The 15,584-nt window shown below is 70.2% G+C and carries 17 protein-coding genes; 10 read left to right on the forward strand and 7 right to left on the reverse strand.

Annotation, left to right across the window (positions count from 1 at the left end; translation table 11 throughout):
- The 4 genes from ACYQ77_RS28305 to ACYQ77_RS28320 are packed head-to-tail and all read left to right on the forward strand — an operon-like array spanning nt 1 to nt 6,255.
- Complete coding sequence (locus ACYQ77_RS28305; protein WP_459716538.1) at nt 1–1,629, forward strand: CATRA system-associated protein; 1,629 nt, start codon at nt 1–3, stop codon at nt 1,627–1,629.
- Nucleotides 1,626–2,249: a hypothetical protein gene (locus ACYQ77_RS28310; protein WP_459716539.1), complete on the forward strand. Its 624-nt coding sequence runs from the start codon at nt 1,626–1,628 to the stop codon at nt 2,247–2,249. Before ACYQ77_RS28305 ends, ACYQ77_RS28310 begins: the two co-directional genes overlap by 4 nt.
- Nucleotides 2,246–5,464 carry an ATP-binding protein gene (locus ACYQ77_RS28315; protein ID WP_459716541.1) on the forward strand — a complete coding sequence of 1,073 codons (3,219 nt, stop codon included), beginning with the start codon at nt 2,246–2,248 and terminating at the stop codon, nt 5,462–5,464. Before ACYQ77_RS28310 ends, ACYQ77_RS28315 begins: the two co-directional genes overlap by 4 nt.
- A gap of 17 nt (nt 5,465–5,481) precedes the next feature.
- Complete coding sequence (locus ACYQ77_RS28320) at nt 5,482–6,255, forward strand: enoyl-CoA hydratase-related protein (RefSeq protein ID WP_459716542.1); 774 nt, start codon at nt 5,482–5,484, stop codon at nt 6,253–6,255.
- On the opposite strand, the gene ACYQ77_RS28325 is transcribed toward ACYQ77_RS28320, so the two are convergent.
- Nucleotides 6,245–6,643, reverse strand: coding sequence for a guanyl-specific ribonuclease (locus tag ACYQ77_RS28325; protein ID WP_459716544.1), 399 nt, complete (start codon nt 6,641–6,643; stop codon nt 6,245–6,247). The two genes, ACYQ77_RS28320 and ACYQ77_RS28325, sit on opposite strands and share 11 nt — an antisense overlap.
- Nucleotides 6,644–6,661: 18 nt before the next feature.
- A complete protein-coding gene (locus ACYQ77_RS28330) occupies nt 6,662–6,907 on the reverse strand; it encodes a hypothetical protein (RefSeq protein WP_459716545.1) in 246 nt (81 codons plus the stop codon).
- A 69-nt stretch (nt 6,908–6,976) separates the two neighbouring features.
- Here ACYQ77_RS28330 and ACYQ77_RS28335 point away from each other — a divergent pair, with 69 nt between their 5' ends.
- Both ACYQ77_RS28335 and ACYQ77_RS28340 read left to right on the forward strand, forming a co-directional pair.
- Entirely contained in the window at nt 6,977–7,939 is a 963-nt protein-coding gene (locus tag ACYQ77_RS28335; protein WP_459716547.1) for a zinc-binding dehydrogenase, read from the forward strand.
- Nucleotides 7,936–8,367 carry an HD domain-containing protein gene (locus ACYQ77_RS28340; RefSeq protein WP_459716548.1) on the forward strand — a complete coding sequence of 144 codons (432 nt, stop codon included), beginning with the start codon at nt 7,936–7,938 and terminating at the stop codon, nt 8,365–8,367. Before ACYQ77_RS28335 ends, ACYQ77_RS28340 begins: the two co-directional genes overlap by 4 nt.
- Here ACYQ77_RS28340 and ACYQ77_RS28345 read toward each other — a convergent pair.
- Together ACYQ77_RS28345 and ACYQ77_RS28350 are read right to left on the reverse strand one after the other, a co-directional pair.
- On the reverse strand, nt 8,341–8,688 hold the full coding sequence (locus tag ACYQ77_RS28345; RefSeq protein ID WP_459716550.1) for an MmcQ/YjbR family DNA-binding protein: 348 nt from the start codon (nt 8,686–8,688) through the stop codon (nt 8,341–8,343). The two genes, ACYQ77_RS28340 and ACYQ77_RS28345, sit on opposite strands and share 27 nt — an antisense overlap.
- Nucleotides 8,689–8,745: 57 nt before the next feature.
- On the reverse strand, nt 8,746–9,282 hold the full coding sequence (locus ACYQ77_RS28350) for a Uma2 family endonuclease (protein WP_459716552.1): 537 nt from the start codon (nt 9,280–9,282) through the stop codon (nt 8,746–8,748).
- Between the two features lie 23 nt (nt 9,283–9,305).
- Here ACYQ77_RS28350 and ACYQ77_RS28355 point away from each other — a divergent pair, with 23 nt between their 5' ends.
- The 3 genes from ACYQ77_RS28355 to ACYQ77_RS28365 are packed head-to-tail and all read left to right on the forward strand — an operon-like array spanning nt 9,306 to nt 10,533.
- Nucleotides 9,306–9,758 (forward strand): NUDIX domain-containing protein, encoded by a 453-nt coding sequence (locus ACYQ77_RS28355; RefSeq protein WP_459716553.1) that lies wholly within the window; start codon nt 9,306–9,308, stop codon nt 9,756–9,758.
- A 59-nt stretch (nt 9,759–9,817) separates the two neighbouring features.
- The gene (locus tag ACYQ77_RS28360; RefSeq protein WP_459716555.1) at nt 9,818–10,345 is read left to right on the forward strand and encodes an RNA polymerase sigma factor; all 528 of its coding nucleotides are present in this window, start codon (nt 9,818–9,820) and stop codon (nt 10,343–10,345) included.
- Entirely contained in the window at nt 10,342–10,533 is a 192-nt protein-coding gene (locus ACYQ77_RS28365; protein ID WP_459716556.1) for a hypothetical protein, read from the forward strand. Before ACYQ77_RS28360 ends, ACYQ77_RS28365 begins: the two co-directional genes overlap by 4 nt.
- Before the next feature lie 176 nt (nt 10,534–10,709).
- On the opposite strand, the gene lepA is transcribed toward ACYQ77_RS28365, so the two are convergent.
- On the reverse strand, nt 10,710–12,554 hold the full coding sequence (gene lepA / locus ACYQ77_RS28370; RefSeq protein ID WP_459716558.1) for a translation elongation factor 4: 1,845 nt from the start codon (nt 12,552–12,554) through the stop codon (nt 10,710–10,712).
- Between the two features lie 107 nt (nt 12,555–12,661).
- Here lepA and ACYQ77_RS28375 point away from each other — a divergent pair, with 107 nt between their 5' ends.
- Nucleotides 12,662–14,119, forward strand: a complete 1,458-nt coding sequence (locus ACYQ77_RS28375; protein WP_459716559.1) for a phospholipase D-like domain-containing protein — start codon at nt 12,662–12,664, stop codon at nt 14,117–14,119.
- On the opposite strand, the gene ACYQ77_RS28380 is transcribed toward ACYQ77_RS28375, so the two are convergent.
- Complete coding sequence (locus ACYQ77_RS28380) at nt 14,120–14,794, reverse strand: biliverdin-producing heme oxygenase (RefSeq protein ID WP_459716561.1); 675 nt, start codon at nt 14,792–14,794, stop codon at nt 14,120–14,122.
- A gap of 83 nt (nt 14,795–14,877) precedes the next feature.
- Nucleotides 14,878–15,516, reverse strand: a complete 639-nt coding sequence (locus ACYQ77_RS28385) for a class I SAM-dependent methyltransferase (RefSeq protein ID WP_459716562.1) — start codon at nt 15,514–15,516, stop codon at nt 14,878–14,880.
- Between the last annotated feature and the right edge of the window lie 68 nt (nt 15,517–15,584).

Raw genomic sequence — 15,584 nt, forward strand, 5'->3', positions numbered from 1 at the left:
ATGGCGGGCACGGTCGTCACCTTCTACTCGTTCAAGGGCGGGGTCGGGCGCAGCTTCGCGCTGAGCAACATCGCGATCCTGCTGGCACGGTGGGGTTACCGCGTCCTCACCATCGACTGGGACCTGGAGGCGCCGGGCCTGCCCGCGTACTTCCGGCCGCTGCTGGCGGCCCCGCCCACCACCGGGATCATCGACCTCGTCGACGACTTCGCGGCGAGCGCGCAGAAGCCGTCGAGCGCGTACATCACGGAACTGGACCTCGACGAGCCGGGCGCGGTGCACCTGCTCGCGGCGGGCGGCCAGGAGGACGAAGAGTACGCGCGGCGCGTGCAGAGCATCGACTGGGCCGCCCTGTACGGCCAGGGCTTCGCCGACGCGCTCGAGCTGTGCCGTGCGGAGTGGACCGAGGAGTACGACTTCGTCCTGATCGACAGCCGCACCGGGTTCGCCGACATCGCGAGCATCTGCACCGCACACCTGCCGGACCACCTGGTGGTGCTGTTCACGGCGAACGACCAGAGCGTGCACGGCGCGGTCGACGTGGTGCGCCGCGCGGACCGGGCCCGCGACCGGATGCCGTACGACCGCCCGCAGCTCACCGCGTTGCCGGTGCTGTCGCGGTTCGACGACCGCGTCGAGTACGAGCGGGCGGACTCCTGGTACCGCAAGTGCACCGACCTGACGACGCCGTTGTTCCAGAACTGGCTGGTGCGGAACGTGCGGCCGTCGCTGATGCTGCGCCACCTGACGCTGCCGTACGTGTCCTACTGGAGCTTCGGCGAGCAGCTCCCGGTGCTCGCCGAGCGGGTGCCGTCGGCGAGCCAGATCGCGTACGCGCTGGAGACGATCGCCGCGGTGGTGGCGCACAAGCTGGACCGCAGCGACCTGTTGGCGGACAACAGGGACGCGTTCGTGGCGGCGGCGCGCGGGCAGACCCGCGACTTCGACGTCGACATCCTGGTGAGCACCCCGCGCTCGACCCTGACGACCGCGACCGCGCTGGTCAGGGAGCTGCGCGCACTCGGCGTCCGCGCCGAGAGCTCGCTGTCCGGCGACATCGACTTCCTCACCGACCCGCGGGACTCCGCCCGCCACCTGTGCCTGGTCATCGACGGGCACGTGAGCCGCTGGCAGACCGCGGAAGCCGAGTGGTTCCTGCGCAGGACCCTCGCCGCCGACGCCGACCGCCGCCTGTTCCCCGTGCTGACGTCCACGACGGATCCCCGGGCACTGCCCGGTTTCCTCCGCAACCTGCGGCACCTGGAACTCACCCCGGTCGTGGCGCGGAGCCTCCACGCGGAACTGTCCGGTGAGGAGCCGGTCCCCGCCCCCAGGGCCGACCCGGCCCGGGTGTACGTGGACGCGACCATGACCGTCGAACGAGCCAGGACGGTGCTGCTCCCCTACACCGGCTGGCACGCGGTGGAACGCGCCGTGCGCGCCATGGAGAAAGCGGCCCGCGACGGCGACGTGGCACGGATGCGGGTCCTGGTGGCGGAACTGGAAGCCGCCACCGCACCCACCGCACAGGACAACGGTCGCGTCGCGATCCCCGGGAACGTGGCGGAACTGGCCACAGCCTTGCTCAGCAGACTCGGTTGGCGCATAAGGGAAATGAGTAATCGATGAACGATCGGCTCACCAGTCAGGACATCTCGGCACTGCTCACGCTGATGGCGGTGGCGCGCGAGATCGACAACACGGAGCTGGAGGAGGTCACCGGTATCCGCATCACCGGCGACGTCCGCAGGCGCCTCAACGGTCTCGGTCTCGTCACCAGCACCCGCCAGGGCAACAAGCCGTACGTCCACGACCTCACCGACAAGGGCTGGGTCCGCTGCCGGTCCGAGTTCACCGCACCGCGTCCCGCGCGGCCCGGCTACTACGGCTACGCGTTCTTCGCCCTCCTCAACGGCCTCGACCGGTTCCTGCACCGGGAGAACCGCCAGCTGGCGGACGTCTTCCAGGCCGAGGTCGACGCCGGTCCCGATCTGGAGACGCAGATCCGGACCGCCTACCGCAAGCTCGCACCCAAGCCCGGCGACTGGGTCCGCCTCGCCAAACTGCGCCCGCTGCTGAACGGCGCCTCGCGCGAGGACGTCGACGGCGTGCTGAAGACCCTCGGCCGCAACCAGGTGGTGACGCTCGCCCCCAACCCCAACGGCAAGGACGTGACGGCCGACGACCGGGCGGCCGCGGTGCGGATCGGCGGCGACGAGAACCACATGATCGCGATCGAGGAATCATGACGCAGGACCCGAGGGAGGCACTGGCCGCGATCCGGTTCAACTGGGCGGACACCCCGGACGACGTCTGGAGCACCTCCCCGTACCACGTCGAAGGCATCCACGAGGACGCCGAACGCGCCGTCCGCGCGGGCATCAAGGACGCGGTGGACAGCAACGGCCCGAGCCCCATCGGGCTGGTCCTGCAGGGGCAGAAGGGCGTCGGCAAGACCCACCTCCTCGGCTGGGTCCGCCGCGAGGTGCAGAGCCAGGGCGGCTACTTCTTCCTGGTGTCGCTGAGCGAGGGCACGATGTTCTGGTCCGACGTCGTGCAGCACGTCCTGTCCGGTCTGATGAAGCCGGACGACGACGGGGAACCCCAGCTGACGCGCTTCCTGCGGCGGCTCTGCGCACTGACCGGCACCCCGGACCCGGTGGCGAAGGCCATCGTCGGTGACGCGAGCGTCTCCGTCGGCGACCTCGACACCTTCGTGACCGACCTGTTCCGCTTCGACCGCGCGATCGGCAAGAGGTGCGCGGACACCGCACGGGCGCTGGTGCTCTTCGCCGCACCGGACATGAAGAAGTCCGAAACGGGCGAGGACTACTTCGACGGCTTCGACGAGCCGGAGCGGGAAGCGCGGGACAAGTGGGGCATCCGTCCCACACTCAAGCCCGTGCACGAGATCGCACAGGAGATCTTCCAGCTGCTGGCACTCACCGGGCCGAGCGTGATCGCCGTCGACCAACTCGACACCCTCGTCGCGAGGTCGACCGAAACGCCGCTGCACGCCGAGGACGACGCACAGGTGGCGGTGGAGCTGTCGAAGATCGCGGACGGTCTCATGCAGTTGCGAGAACGGACCCGGCGCACGCTCTCACTCGTCGCCTGCCTGCCGTACTCCTGGCACCTGCTCGAGGACAAGGCTGTCGACTCGGTGGCCGACCGGTTCCGCAAACTCAAGCCGCTCGACCGGATCGTCGACCCGGAACACGGCCGCGAGTTCGTCCGGAAGTGGCTGGGTGTGCCGTACTCGAAGGTCGGGTTCACACCCCCGCATCCGACGTGGCCGGTGTCGCCTGCCGCGTTCGAACCGGCCGTGTGGGACACCTACCGGGCGCGGGAGCTGCTCAAGCGCATCGACGCGCACGTGGAGACATGCCTGCGTGTCGGCCTCCACGAGCTGACGTCCTTCGACGCCGAGGTCGAGACCGAGGTCGTGGTGCCCGAGCCGGCCCCGGGTCCGGAGCCCGCGTACTTCGCCGACCTGGACGAGAAGTTCGCCCAGCTCCGGGCCGACGTCGACGTGTCAGCACCGCTCGACGAGCGGAACGAGGACCGGGTGATGCCTCGGTACCTGTCCGCCGCACTGCGGTCGTGGATCAACGAGGTCGGCAACGACGACATGGTGTGGAAGGCGGGCCCGCCACCGGAGGGGAAGCCGGTGGTGCACGCGTCGATCAAGCGCACCCTCGACGAGGAGTACGACATCGAGGAGCACTGGGTCTTCCGCGCCATCGCGGCGAAGCACCACCTCTCCGCACTGCACCGGATCCGCAACGCCCGCTCGGCCGCGGGTGTGCGGGGCAGCGCGAAGAACCGCCACCTGGTCCTGATCCGCAACCACCCGTGGTCGAAGGGTGTGAAGACCAAGCAGGAACTGGACGAGTTCCGCGCCAAGGGCGGTACCGAGGCCCGGATCAGCGAGGACGACCTCCGCACGTTCGGCGCGCTGACCGAGATGCTCACCACCCAGAGCTACGGCCTGCGCGAATGGCTCGTCGCCCGCAAACCGGCGAGCAGTTCGACGCTCCTCTCGGAACTGCTCCCGACGGCCCCGCCGCCACGCCGTTCCCCGTGGCCGGACGCCGATCCCGACACCCACGTGAACGGCAGCGGACCACCGACGAACGGACGTCATGCCGCGCCGCCAGGACCCGCACCCCAGGCGACCGCGCTCCATACCGGCACCCAACGCCACGCCACACCCACCTCCCAGGCGCGTACCGAGTCCCCCACCGCGATCACCCTCGGCGTCGACCAACCGGTGACGGTCGAGCTGGAGTCGCTGCGCAAGCACGCCGTCGTGTTCGCCGGGTCGGGGTCCGGGAAGACCGTGCTGATCAGGCGCATCGTCGAGGAGTGCGCGCGGCGCGGGGTGTCCGCGATCGTCCTCGACCCCAACAACGACCTCGCCCGGCTCGGGGATCCGTGGCCGTCGCCGCCGGACGGCTGGTTGCCCGGGGACGCCGACGCGGCCCGCGACTACCTCGACAACACGGACGTCGTCGTCTGGACGCCGGGTCGGGCGAGCGGGCGGCCGCTCAGTTTCCACCCGCTGCCCGACTTCGCCGGGGTGCTCGACGACGAGGACGAGTTCACCGCCGCGGTCGAGGTGGCCGTCGCCGCGCTGGCGCCGCACGCCAAGGTCACCGGCGCGGCCAACAAGGCGGTCCGCGGCAAGGCCGTGCTCCGGGAGGCGCTGACCCACTACGCGCGCAAGGGCTCGCGCGGCATGCTCGGGTTCATCGACATGCTCACCGACCTGCCCGACGGGGTGAGCCGGCTCGGCAGCGGGCACACCATCGCCGCCGACCTGGCCGAGAACCTCAAGGCCGCGATGGTCAACGACCCGCTCTTCGCCGGTGCGGGCGAGCCCGCGGACCCGGCGGTGCTGTTCACGCCCGCGCCGGGCAAGCGCGCCCGCGTGTCGGTGATCAGCTTCGTCGGGCTGCCCGCCGACGAGCAGAAGCAGGCGTTCGTCAACCAGCTGCAGATGGAGATCTTCGCCTGGGTCAAGCGGAACCCCGCGGGTGACCGGCCGCTCGGCGGGCTGCTCGTGATGGACGAGGCGCAGACGCTGGCACCGGCCAGTGGACTCACCGCCAGCACCCGCAGCACGATCGTCCTCGCGTCACAGGCCCGCAAGTACGGGCTCGGTCTCCTGTTCGCGACGCAGGCGCCGAAGGGTCTGCACAACCAGATCACCGGCAACGCGACCACCCAGTTCTTCGGCCGCCTGAACAGTCCGACGCAGATCGCCGCCGCCAACGAGATGGCCAGGGCGAAGGGCAGCACGCTCGACGACATCTCGGGCCTGGGGCGCGGCCAGTTCTACGTGACCGGGGACACGTTCGCGTTCCGGCGCATCGAGTCGCCGCTGTGCCTGAGCCACCACCCGGCGAGCCCACTGCGTCTGGAGGAGGTGCTCGACCGCGCTCGAAACAAGCACGGGTGATGGTTACGCTTTCGACCATGGCTGACGAGCTGGTGCACTACACGGTCGACAAGGGCGTCGCCAGGATCACCCTGGACTCGCCGCACAACCGGAACGCCCTGTCCGCGCAGTTGCGGCGGGAGCTGCGGGACCACCTGAACACCGCGGCGGGGGACGACGCGGTCAGGGTGGTCCTGCTCGACCACACCGGGCCCGTGTTCTGCGCGGGGATGGACCTCAAGGAGGCCGGGGACCCGAACTCGAGCACCGCGGGGGTGAACGAGTTCCCCGAGATCCTGACCCGGATCTGGACCAGTGCGAAGCCCGTCGTCGCGAAGTTGGCCGGGCCTGCTCGTGCCGGGGGTGTGGGGATCGTCGCGGCGGCGGACATCGCGGTGGCCGTCGACTCCGCCACGTTCGCGTTCACCGAGGTCAGGTTGGGGCTCGTGCCCGCCGTGATCTCCGTGACCGTGCTGCCGCGGCTGCTGCCCCGGGCCGCGCACGAGCTGTTCCTCACCGGCGAGAAGTTCGACGCGCGGCGGGCCGTCGAGATCGGGCTGCTCAACTCCGCGGTCGCCGCCGACGCGCTCGACGCCGAGGTCGACCGGTACACCGGCATGCTCGCCCTCGGTGGGCCTACCGCGCTCGCCGCCACGAAGGAGATGCTGCGGCGGGCTCGTGCCGCCGACCTCGCCGACGACTTCGCGGACATGCTGAAGCTGTCCGCCGGGTTCTTCGCCGGCGAGGAAGGGCAGGAGGGGATCCGGGCGTTCGCGGAGAAGCGGCCGCCGAGGTGGGTCCCTAACGGGTGACGTCGACCTGCACGAACGACGCGTAGTGGTCGCCGGTGTAGTAGACCTCGTCGGCCGCACCGGTGACCAGTCTGCGGGCGCCCCGGTCGTCGCTGCCGGGTGTCTCGACCGTGTACTCGTGGTAGTAGCCGCGGTCCCGGTCCGGCAGCAGGCCCTCGCGGTTGCCGAACACCTTGCCGTCGTCCTCGGGGAACGGGAACGGGCCGCCCTGCTCGATCAGCCGCCACGTGTCGGCGGCCTCGGCGGGCAGGTCGGACAGCGCGCGTTCCGGCATGCCCGTGCCGGGCGGAGGCGGCTCGTCGGCCAGCCGGGACTGCACGAACCAGCCCGCGAGCACCAGTACGACGAGCCCGACAAGGGCGAACGTGATACGTCTCGATGACCCCACGGGCCTCACCCTATGAAGTCACCGCGAGGCCGAGTCGACCAGATCCGCGCTGCGCTCCTCGTCGGCCGGGTCCTCGGCGCCGATCGGCTCCTCGTCACCGGGCGCCGGGCCGAACCAGGTGGACGCGTGGTCGACGATCCGGTCGATCGCCCAGGCCAGGACGACGCAGAACGGTCCCAGCAGCACCATCACGAGGGCGAACTGGAGCGGGAACGCAAGGCCGGACACCCACAACTCCACACCGTTCCACCACTCCGCCACCATGACTACGAGAGTAGACCTGTGCCACTTCACTGGTCCGCCAGATGCCCCGACTGGGTAACGTGAGCGACCATGTTCGCCGTTTACGCAGCAGAGCCGAACCCGGAGAGCCCGCTCGACGCGTTGCGGGTCGGCGAGCGACCCGAGCCTGCGGTCCCCGACGGCTGGGTGGCCGTCGACGTGCGCGCGGGCAGCCTGAACATGCACGACCTGTGGACGTTGCGGGGCGTCGGCATCAAGGCCGACCAGTTCCCGATGATCCTCGGCTGCGACGGCGCGGGCGTGCTGGACGACGGGACCGAGGTCGTCATCCACAGTGTGATCGGCGACACGTCCTACGGCGACGAGACGTTCGACCCGAAGCGCAGCCTGCTCACCGAGCGGTACCAGGGCACGTTCGCCGAGAAGGTCGTCGTGCCCGCCCGCAACGTGCTGCCCAAGCCCGCGTCGCTGTCGTTCGGCGAGGCCGCGTGCATGGGCACGGCGTGGCTGACCGCGTACCGGATGCTCTTCACCCGGTCGGGCATGCGGCCCGGCCAGACGATGCTGGTCCAGGGCGCGTCCGGCGGCGTGGCGACCGCGCTGGTCACGCTGGGCAAGGCGGCGGGCATGCGGGTGTGGGTGACCGGGCGGACCGAGGAGAAGCGCGCGCTCGCCATGTCGCTGGGCGCCGACGCGGCCTTCGAGTCCGGCGCGCGGCTGCCGGAGCGGGTGGACGCCGTGTTCGAGACCGTCGGCAAGGCCACCTGGGCGCACTCGATGAAGTCGGTGAAGCCCGGTGGGACGGTCGTCGTATCGGGTTCCACCAGTGGCCCCGACCCGAGTGCCGACCTTCAGCGGCTGTTCTTCATGCAGATCCGCGTGGTTGGCTCGACCATGGGCAACAAGGAAGAACTGGCCGACCTGCTGGCGTTCTGCGACCTGAAGGGGTTGCGGCCGGCGATCGGCGCGGAGTTGCCCATGACCGAGGCGAAGGACGGGTTCGAGCAGATGCTGGCCGGAGAAACCGCAGGCAAGATCGTTTTCACCCGATGAAGCGCACGTTCACCCTTGATGACGCGATCCAGGTGGCGCGCCGTGCACACGAGGGGCAGCTCGACAAGTCGGGCCGCCCCTACATCGGTCACCCGTTGCGGGTGATGGGCGCGCTGCGTGACGAGCAGGAGCGGATGGCGGCGGTGCTCCACGACGTCGTCGAGGACACCTCCGTGACGCTCGAGGACCTGGCCGAGAAAGGCTGCCCACAGCCGGTGCTGGACGCGATCGCCGCGATCAGCAAGCGGCCGGGCGAGGACCAGGAGGCGTACCTGGCGCGGGTGGCGCGGAACCCCATCGCACTGGCGGTGAAGCGCGCGGACATCGAGGACAACATGTCCCCGGACCGCATGTCCCGCCTGGACAAGGCGACGCAGGAGCGGCTGCTCGCCAAGTACACGTCAGCGCTGCGCCAGCTGGGCGCTTAGCGTCTTCGGCGCGATGGTCCGGTAGGCGTCCTCGACGACCTCACCGACCTCGTCCCAGTCGACCGCGACGTCCAGGTAGACCCCGAGCCAGCCGCGGTGGCCGACGTACGGCGGGCGGAAGTACCGCTCGCCGTCGACCAGCTCCTCCTGCGCACCGGGCGGCGCCGCGCACCAGAACCCGACCCGGTCGTCGTGGTGGTGGTCGGCGAACATCACGAACATCCGCTTGCGCACGAACCACGCGGGCTCGCCGTGGCTGACCTTCTCGGTCACCTCCGGCAGGGCGGTGCACAACGCCCGCAGGCGCTCGATCACGTCCATGCCCACGACGCTAACGCCCCCGTCTTGGACGAAAGTGACCTACGAGGCCGGCCCGCCTCACGAAGGGTGATGGCCGAGGAGTTCGGTGAGCACGATCCGGACCGGGAACGGTTCCTCGGTCTCGAAGACCTCCTCCGCGACGACCTCGGTGACCTGCTCGTACCCGTCGTCGACCAGCTCGTACACCAGCATCGACGGGCGGGCGGGGTCCAGGACCCAGTAGTGCGGCACACCCATGCGCTCGTAGGCGGCCTTCTTGTTGTTGCGGTCGTTGATCGTGCTGGCCGGATCGACGACCTCCACCACCAGCTCCGGCGCGTCGTACACGACCTCGCCGTCGATGTCCTCGTCCCACGCGACCTGCACGTCCGGTCGCAGTTCGGTGTCCAGCGACGGGCGCACCACGTACGGCGGCCACAGCACGGCCAGCTCCTCCGGGCACGTCTCGTCGAGCAGCTCGCCGATGCGGACCAGTGCCCGCTGGTGCCGTCTGCCGGGCGGCGGGCTGACGAACAGCACGCCGTCGATCAGCTCGTAGACGTTGCCGTCGTCCGGCATGAAGTCGAGATCTTCCACCGTGAACGGCCGGCCCATGTCGCTCATGGTGCACTGCCGGTGTGCACAACACCATCCTCAGCGCGGCGGGCGCACTGATCCGTGACGAGCAGGGCAGGATCCTGCTGCTCGAACCGACGTACAAGGACCACTGGGAGATCCCCGGCGGCATCATCGAGATCGGCGAGACGCCGTCGCAGGGGTGCGCGCGTGAGCTGGCCGAGGAGCTGGGCCTGGTCCGCGAACCCGGCATGCTGCTGGTCGTCGACTGGGCGCCGCACCCCACGCAGGGTGACCGGGTGCTGTTCGTGTTCGACGGCGGCACGCTCACGGCCGACGAGGTCGCGGCGATCCGCCTGCAGGCCGAGGAGCTGAAGTCGTACGCGTTCCTGCCGCCGGACGAGGCCTTCCACCAGCTGATCCCCCGCCTCGAACGCCGGATGCGGGCTGCCGTGCGAGCACAGGAGGAAGGCCGGACCGTGTACCTGGAGCACGGGACCGCGCACGGTGCGTAGTCCTACTCATTTCGGGCGAACGTCGGGTCCGGCGGGACGCGAGGTCCGTCACAGGTCGCATGCAGGAGCTGATCCACCGGGCGGCACGCGGTGACGAGGACGCCTGGCACGAACTGGTCAACCGGCACGCGGCCGTCGTCTGGTCGGTGACCCGGGCCCACCGGCTGCGCGGCGCGGACGCGGCCGACGCGTCGCAGAACACGTGGGCGGCGCTCGCCGAACACCTGCCGAAGCTGCGCAACCCGGAGCGGCTGGCGGGCTGGCTGGCGACGACCGCCCGGCGCGAGTGCCTGCGCATCATGCTGCAGGGCAGGCGCGAGGTCCCGCTCGACGAGATCGAGATCGAGACGTACGAGGAGCCCGCGGTGTTCCGCGACGCGCGGGACAAGCTGCTGTGGCAGGCGTTCGGGGCGCTCCCGGCGCGGTGCAGGCAGTTGCTCGGGCTGCTGGCGCACGCACCGGAGATGACGTACGTGCAGCTCAGTCGCGCGCTCGGGCTCAAGGTCAACAGCATCGGCCAGACGAGAGGGCGCTGCCTGGACACGCTGCGCCGCAAACTGCTCCTTCTCGGAGGTGGTCCCGAATGAAGTTCAGCCGCGGTGACCTGCGCCTGCTGTCGGCGCTGGCCGCGTTGTTGCGCCGGGTCGACCCGGTGCCCCAGGAGGTGCTCGCCGACGCGGCGGCCGTGGGGTTGCGCCTGCGGCCGGGCCGCGAACCCCGGTTGGCGGACCCACAGCTCGACATCGCATGGCTGATCCCGGGCACGCCTTTGTAGGCGTGTCCGGCGCGGCGCGTGCGGTTGGGCTCGGCAACCGGTGCCCCGCCGTGCGTGGGCCCCGGGCGGCACAACATCGGGGGCAGGCACAGCCCGCAGTCGATGCTGCCATCAGGCAGGCGCGGGGGCGTGACCGGACAGGCCGGTCACGCCCCCCGCAGGTCAGGACCCGCTCCCTACTTCTTCTTCGTCTTGTCCGGGGACTCGTCGGTGGACAGGGCGGCGACGAAGGCTTCCTGGGGGACCTCCACGCGGCCCACCATCTTCATGCGCTTCTTGCCTTCCTTCTGCTTCTCCAGCAGCTTGCGCTTACGGGTGATGTCACCGCCGTAGCACTTGGCCAGCACGTCCTTGCGCATCGCGCGCACGGTCTCGCGCGCGATGACCCGCGCGCCGATCGCCGCCTGGATGGGGACCTCGAACTGCTGCCGCGGGATGAGCTCGCGCAGCTTCGACGCCATCTTCGTGCCGTAGCCGTACGCCGCCTCGCGGTGGACGATCGCCGAGAACGCGTCGACCGGTTCGCCCTGCAGCAGGATGTCGACCTTCACCAGGTCGGCCTTCTGGTCGCCCGCGGGCTCGTAGTCGAGCGACGCGTAGCCGCGGGTGCGGGACTTCAGCGCGTCGAAGAAGTCGAAGATGATCTCGCCGAGCGGCATGGTGTAGCGCAGCTCGACGCGGTCCGTCGACAGGTAGTCCATGCCGCCGAGCTGACCACGCCGGGACTGGCACAGCTCCATGATCGCGCCGATGTAGTCGCTCGGTGCGATCACCGTCGTCTTCACGACCGGTTCGTAGACCTCCGCGATCTTGCCTTCCGGCCAGTCCGACGGGTTGGTCACGGTCGCCTCGGTGCCGTCGTCGAGCACGACCCGGTAGACCACGTTCGGGGCCGTGGAGATGAGGTCCAGGCCCGCTTCGCGCTCGAGGCGTTCGCGGACGATCTCCAGGTGGAGCAGGCCGAGGAAGCCGCAGCGGAAGCCGAACCCGAGCGCCGCGGACGTCTCCGGCTCGTAGCTCAGCGCCGCGTCGTTCAGGCGCAGCTTGTCGAGCGCCTCACGCAGGTCGGCGTAGTCCGAGCCGTCCACCGGATACAGTCCCGAGTAGACCATCGGCTTCGGTTCCTGGTAGCCGGCGAGCGGTTCGGTGGCGCCGCGCTTCTCGGCCGTGACCGTGTCACCGACCTTCGACTGGCGCACGTCCTTCACGCCCGTGATGAGGTAGCCGACCTCGCCGACGCCGAGCCCCTTCGACGGCTTCGGCTCCGGCGAGATGATGCCGACCTCGAGCAGCTCGTGCGTGGCGCCCGTCGACATCATCTTGATCCGCTGGCGCGGTGTGATCTCGCCGTCGACGACACGGATGTACGTCACGACCCCGCGGTAGGTGTCGTACACCGAGTCGAAGATCATCGCGCGGGTCGGGGCGTCGGCCTTGCCCTCCGGGGCGGGGACGCGGCGGACGATCTCGTTCAGCAGCTCGCGCACGCCGAGACCGGTCTTCGCCGAGACGCGCATCACATCGGACGGCTCGCAGCCGACGATGTGCGCCAGCTCCTCGGAGTACTTCTCCGGATCCGCGGCGGGCAGGTCGATCTTGTTGAGGACCGGGATGATCTCGAGGTTGTTCTCCATCGCGAGGTACAGGTTCGCGAGCGTCTGCGCCTCGATCCCCTGCGCCGCGTCGACCAGCAGGACCGCGCCCTCGCACGCCTCCAGCGCACGCGACACCTCGTAGGTGAAGTCGACGTGGCCCGGCGTGTCGATCATGTGCAGCACGTGGTCCTGGCCGCTGACCTGCCACGGCAGCCGCACGTTCTGCGCCTTGATCGTGATGCCGCGCTCACGCTCGATGTCCATGCGGTCCAGGTACTGCGCCCGCATCAGGCGCTCCTCGACCACACCGGTGATTTGCAGCATCCGGTCGGCGAGGGTCGACTTGCCGTGGTCGATGTGCGCGATGATGCAGAAGTTCCTGATCAGCTCAGGGTTCGTGAACGTCGTGTCGGCGAAAGTGGTCACTCAGGTTCCTCGCGGTGTCTACGGGTACCACACATCGTCCCACGTGCCCCGGAACCGCCTGCGTCCTCGTTCGGCGAACCACGTCGAACTGTAGTGCCATGGTACTTGTGAACACGTTTCGGTCATTGGTCGACAAGGTGGACGAGCGGCTGGGCGACGGGCTCGAGCACGTCCTGTGCACCCACCACGAACGCCGATTACGGAACCTGGGGTGGGGCGAGGTCCTCGAACCGGGCGGCGCGGAGGACCGCTTCGGCGGCCGGGCGCCCATCCGCCACGGCAACCGCATGGACGTGCTGGTCGACGGCGAGGAGGCACTGCCCGCCATCGAGCAGGCGATCAGGAACGCCAGGTCACACGTGCACATCGCGAACTGGCACGCGAGCCCGGACTTCCGCCTGACCCGCGAGGAGGACGCGCCGACGCTGCGTGACCTGCTGGCCACGACCGCGCAGCGCGGCGTGGCCGTGCGGGTGCTGCTGTGGGCGGGCCCGCCCGTGCCCGCGTTCCAGCCGACTCGCAGGCTGGTGCGTGCCGAGCAGAAGAAGTTCACCGCGAACTCCTCCGTCCGCTGCGTGCTGGACGCCCGCGAGCGGACCCTGCACTGCCACCACGAGAAGCTGGTGGTGATCGACGACACGGTCGCGTTCGTCGGCGGCGTCGACTTCACCGCGCTGGAGGGTGACCGGCACGACAGCACCGACCACCCGCCGAACCGGCCGATCTGCTGGCACGACCTGATGACCCGGCTCGAGGGCCCGGTGGTCGCGGACGTGGCACGGCACTTCCGGCAGCGGTGGGTCGAGGTGGCGGCCGAGGACATCCCGGAGCCGCGGGTCCCGGCGCGTGCGGGCGGCACGAGCGTCCAGCTGCTGCGGACGGTCCCGGACAAGACGTACGAGTTCGCGCCCAACGGCGAGTTCACGGTCCTCGACGCGTACCTGCGCGCGCTGCGGTCCGCGACGCGGCTGGTGTACCTGGAGAACCAGTTCCTCTGGTCGCCGGAGATCGCCGAGGTGCTGATCGACAAGCTGTGCGACCCGCCGGACGACAAGTTCCGCGTGGTCCTGCTGCTGCCGCGCAAGCCGAGCAACGGCTCGGACACCACGCGTGGCCAGCTGGGCAGGCTGCTCGACGCGGACGACGGCAACCGCAGGCTGCTGGCCACCACGATCAGCACGCACGACGGCGACGAGTCGGCGCCGGTCTACGTGCACGCGAAGCTCGGCATCGTGGACGACGCGTGGATGACGATCGGCTCGGCGAACCTGAACGAGCACTCGCTGTTCAACGACACCGAGGTCAACGTGGCGACCGACGACCGAGAGCTGATCCGCGCGACCCGGCTGCGGCTGTGGTCGGAGCACCTGCGGCGCCCGGTCGAGGAGCTGGGCGGCGACCCGGCCGACCTGGTCGACAACCTGTGGCGGCCGATCGCCGAGGAGCAGGCGGAGCGGGAGGCCAGGGGCGAACGCCGCACGCACCGCCTCGTCACGCTGCCCGGCGTCTCACGCCGGACGGCACGGCTGCAGGGCCCGCTGCGCGGCCTGCTGGTCGACGGCTGATCAGCGCTCGCGCGAGCCCGACCAGCCGACGCCCAGCGCCTTGCCGAGGTCGTCGAACACGCCGCGGTTGAGCCGGAACGCCTCGTTGGCCTCGGCGACGAGGTCGGCGCGCTCGCCGTCGTCCCACGGCACCGCGTCGATCAGCGCCCGGTAGCCGTCCTTGAACACCTTGGGTTTCGCGACGCGGTCGAAGATGTAGAACCGCACGCCGTCGGTGGTCAGGCCGTAGATGGAACGCAGCTTGGACCGGATGATCTGCCCGCCGGACAGGTCGCCGAGGTAGCGGGTGTAGTGGTGCGCGACGAACGCGCTGCGCGAGGAGAAACACACCGCGCGCAAGCGGTCGATGTACCGCTGGGTCGCGGGCAAGGGGGCGAGGGTCGCCTGCCAGTGCGGACCGGACAGGAACGCGAGGTCCGCGGCCAGTGCGTCCCGCCGCACGAGCGCGTCGGAGACGAACGGGCCGACGACGGCGTCACCGCGCCACCGGTCGCCCGCCTCCTCGAGCACCGTGTAGAAGAGGTAGCTCTGGCCGAGCAGCGCGGCGTAGGCGGACCGGTCCAGCCTGCCGTCCATCAGCGCGACCACGAACGGCGAGGACTCCGTCCGCTCGTGCTCGTCCCGTGTCGCGTCCCGCAGCCGGGCCGAGAGGCGTTCCACCTCGAGATCGGTCATCGTCACCCGCACTCTCTCCCGGTCAGGCCACTTAATTAAGTGAGCCTAAGCTAAGAAGATCGGGTGATCCAGTGCTCGCTCGTTCAGCGGGTCGCCGCGAAGTGGGCCACCGCCCCGGACAGCTCCAGCCGGTCGACACGCATCCCCGCGTCGGACAGCCACCGTTCCACGTCGTCGACCGTGTGGGCCGGCCCGAAGAGCCCGACGCGGCGGAACGCCTGGATCGCGACATCCTGCCGGATCCCCGCGCCGCGCACGATCGTGTCACCGACGAACCGCGCGCCGTCCTTGAGGCAGCGGGCGATCTCCCGCACGGCGGCACCCGGTTCCGGGAGGCAGTGCAGCCCGTTGAAGCACACGCACAGGTCGAACATGTTGTCCGCGAAGGGAAGGCGGGTGATGTCCGCGGCTGCCGTCGTGACGGCGTGGCCCAGGCGGGCGGCCTGCGCGCGGGTGCGGGTCAGCATCACCGGCGAGATGTCGGCGGCCACGTAACGGAGATCCTGCCCCGGCCGCATCCCCCGCAGCGCGAGGCCGCCGCCGCACGGCACGTCCAGGACCGCCGACCCGGCGGGCAGCGCCCCGATCGTGCGGATCGTCTCGTACATCAGCCGGGTGTCGGTGCCCCACAGCAACGCACCGGCGGGCCGCGCCAGCCACGCGCGCTCGACCCCGAAGTCGTACACCCGCGCCGACAGCCGGCTCCCGGCCCAGCCAGTCATGAACTCACGGTAGACCGGCGCCGGACCCGGCCGTCGCCCGACCGGGTCCAGCCACCATCCCCCCGGGT

The organism is Actinophytocola sp. KF-1 (assembly GCF_054661535.1).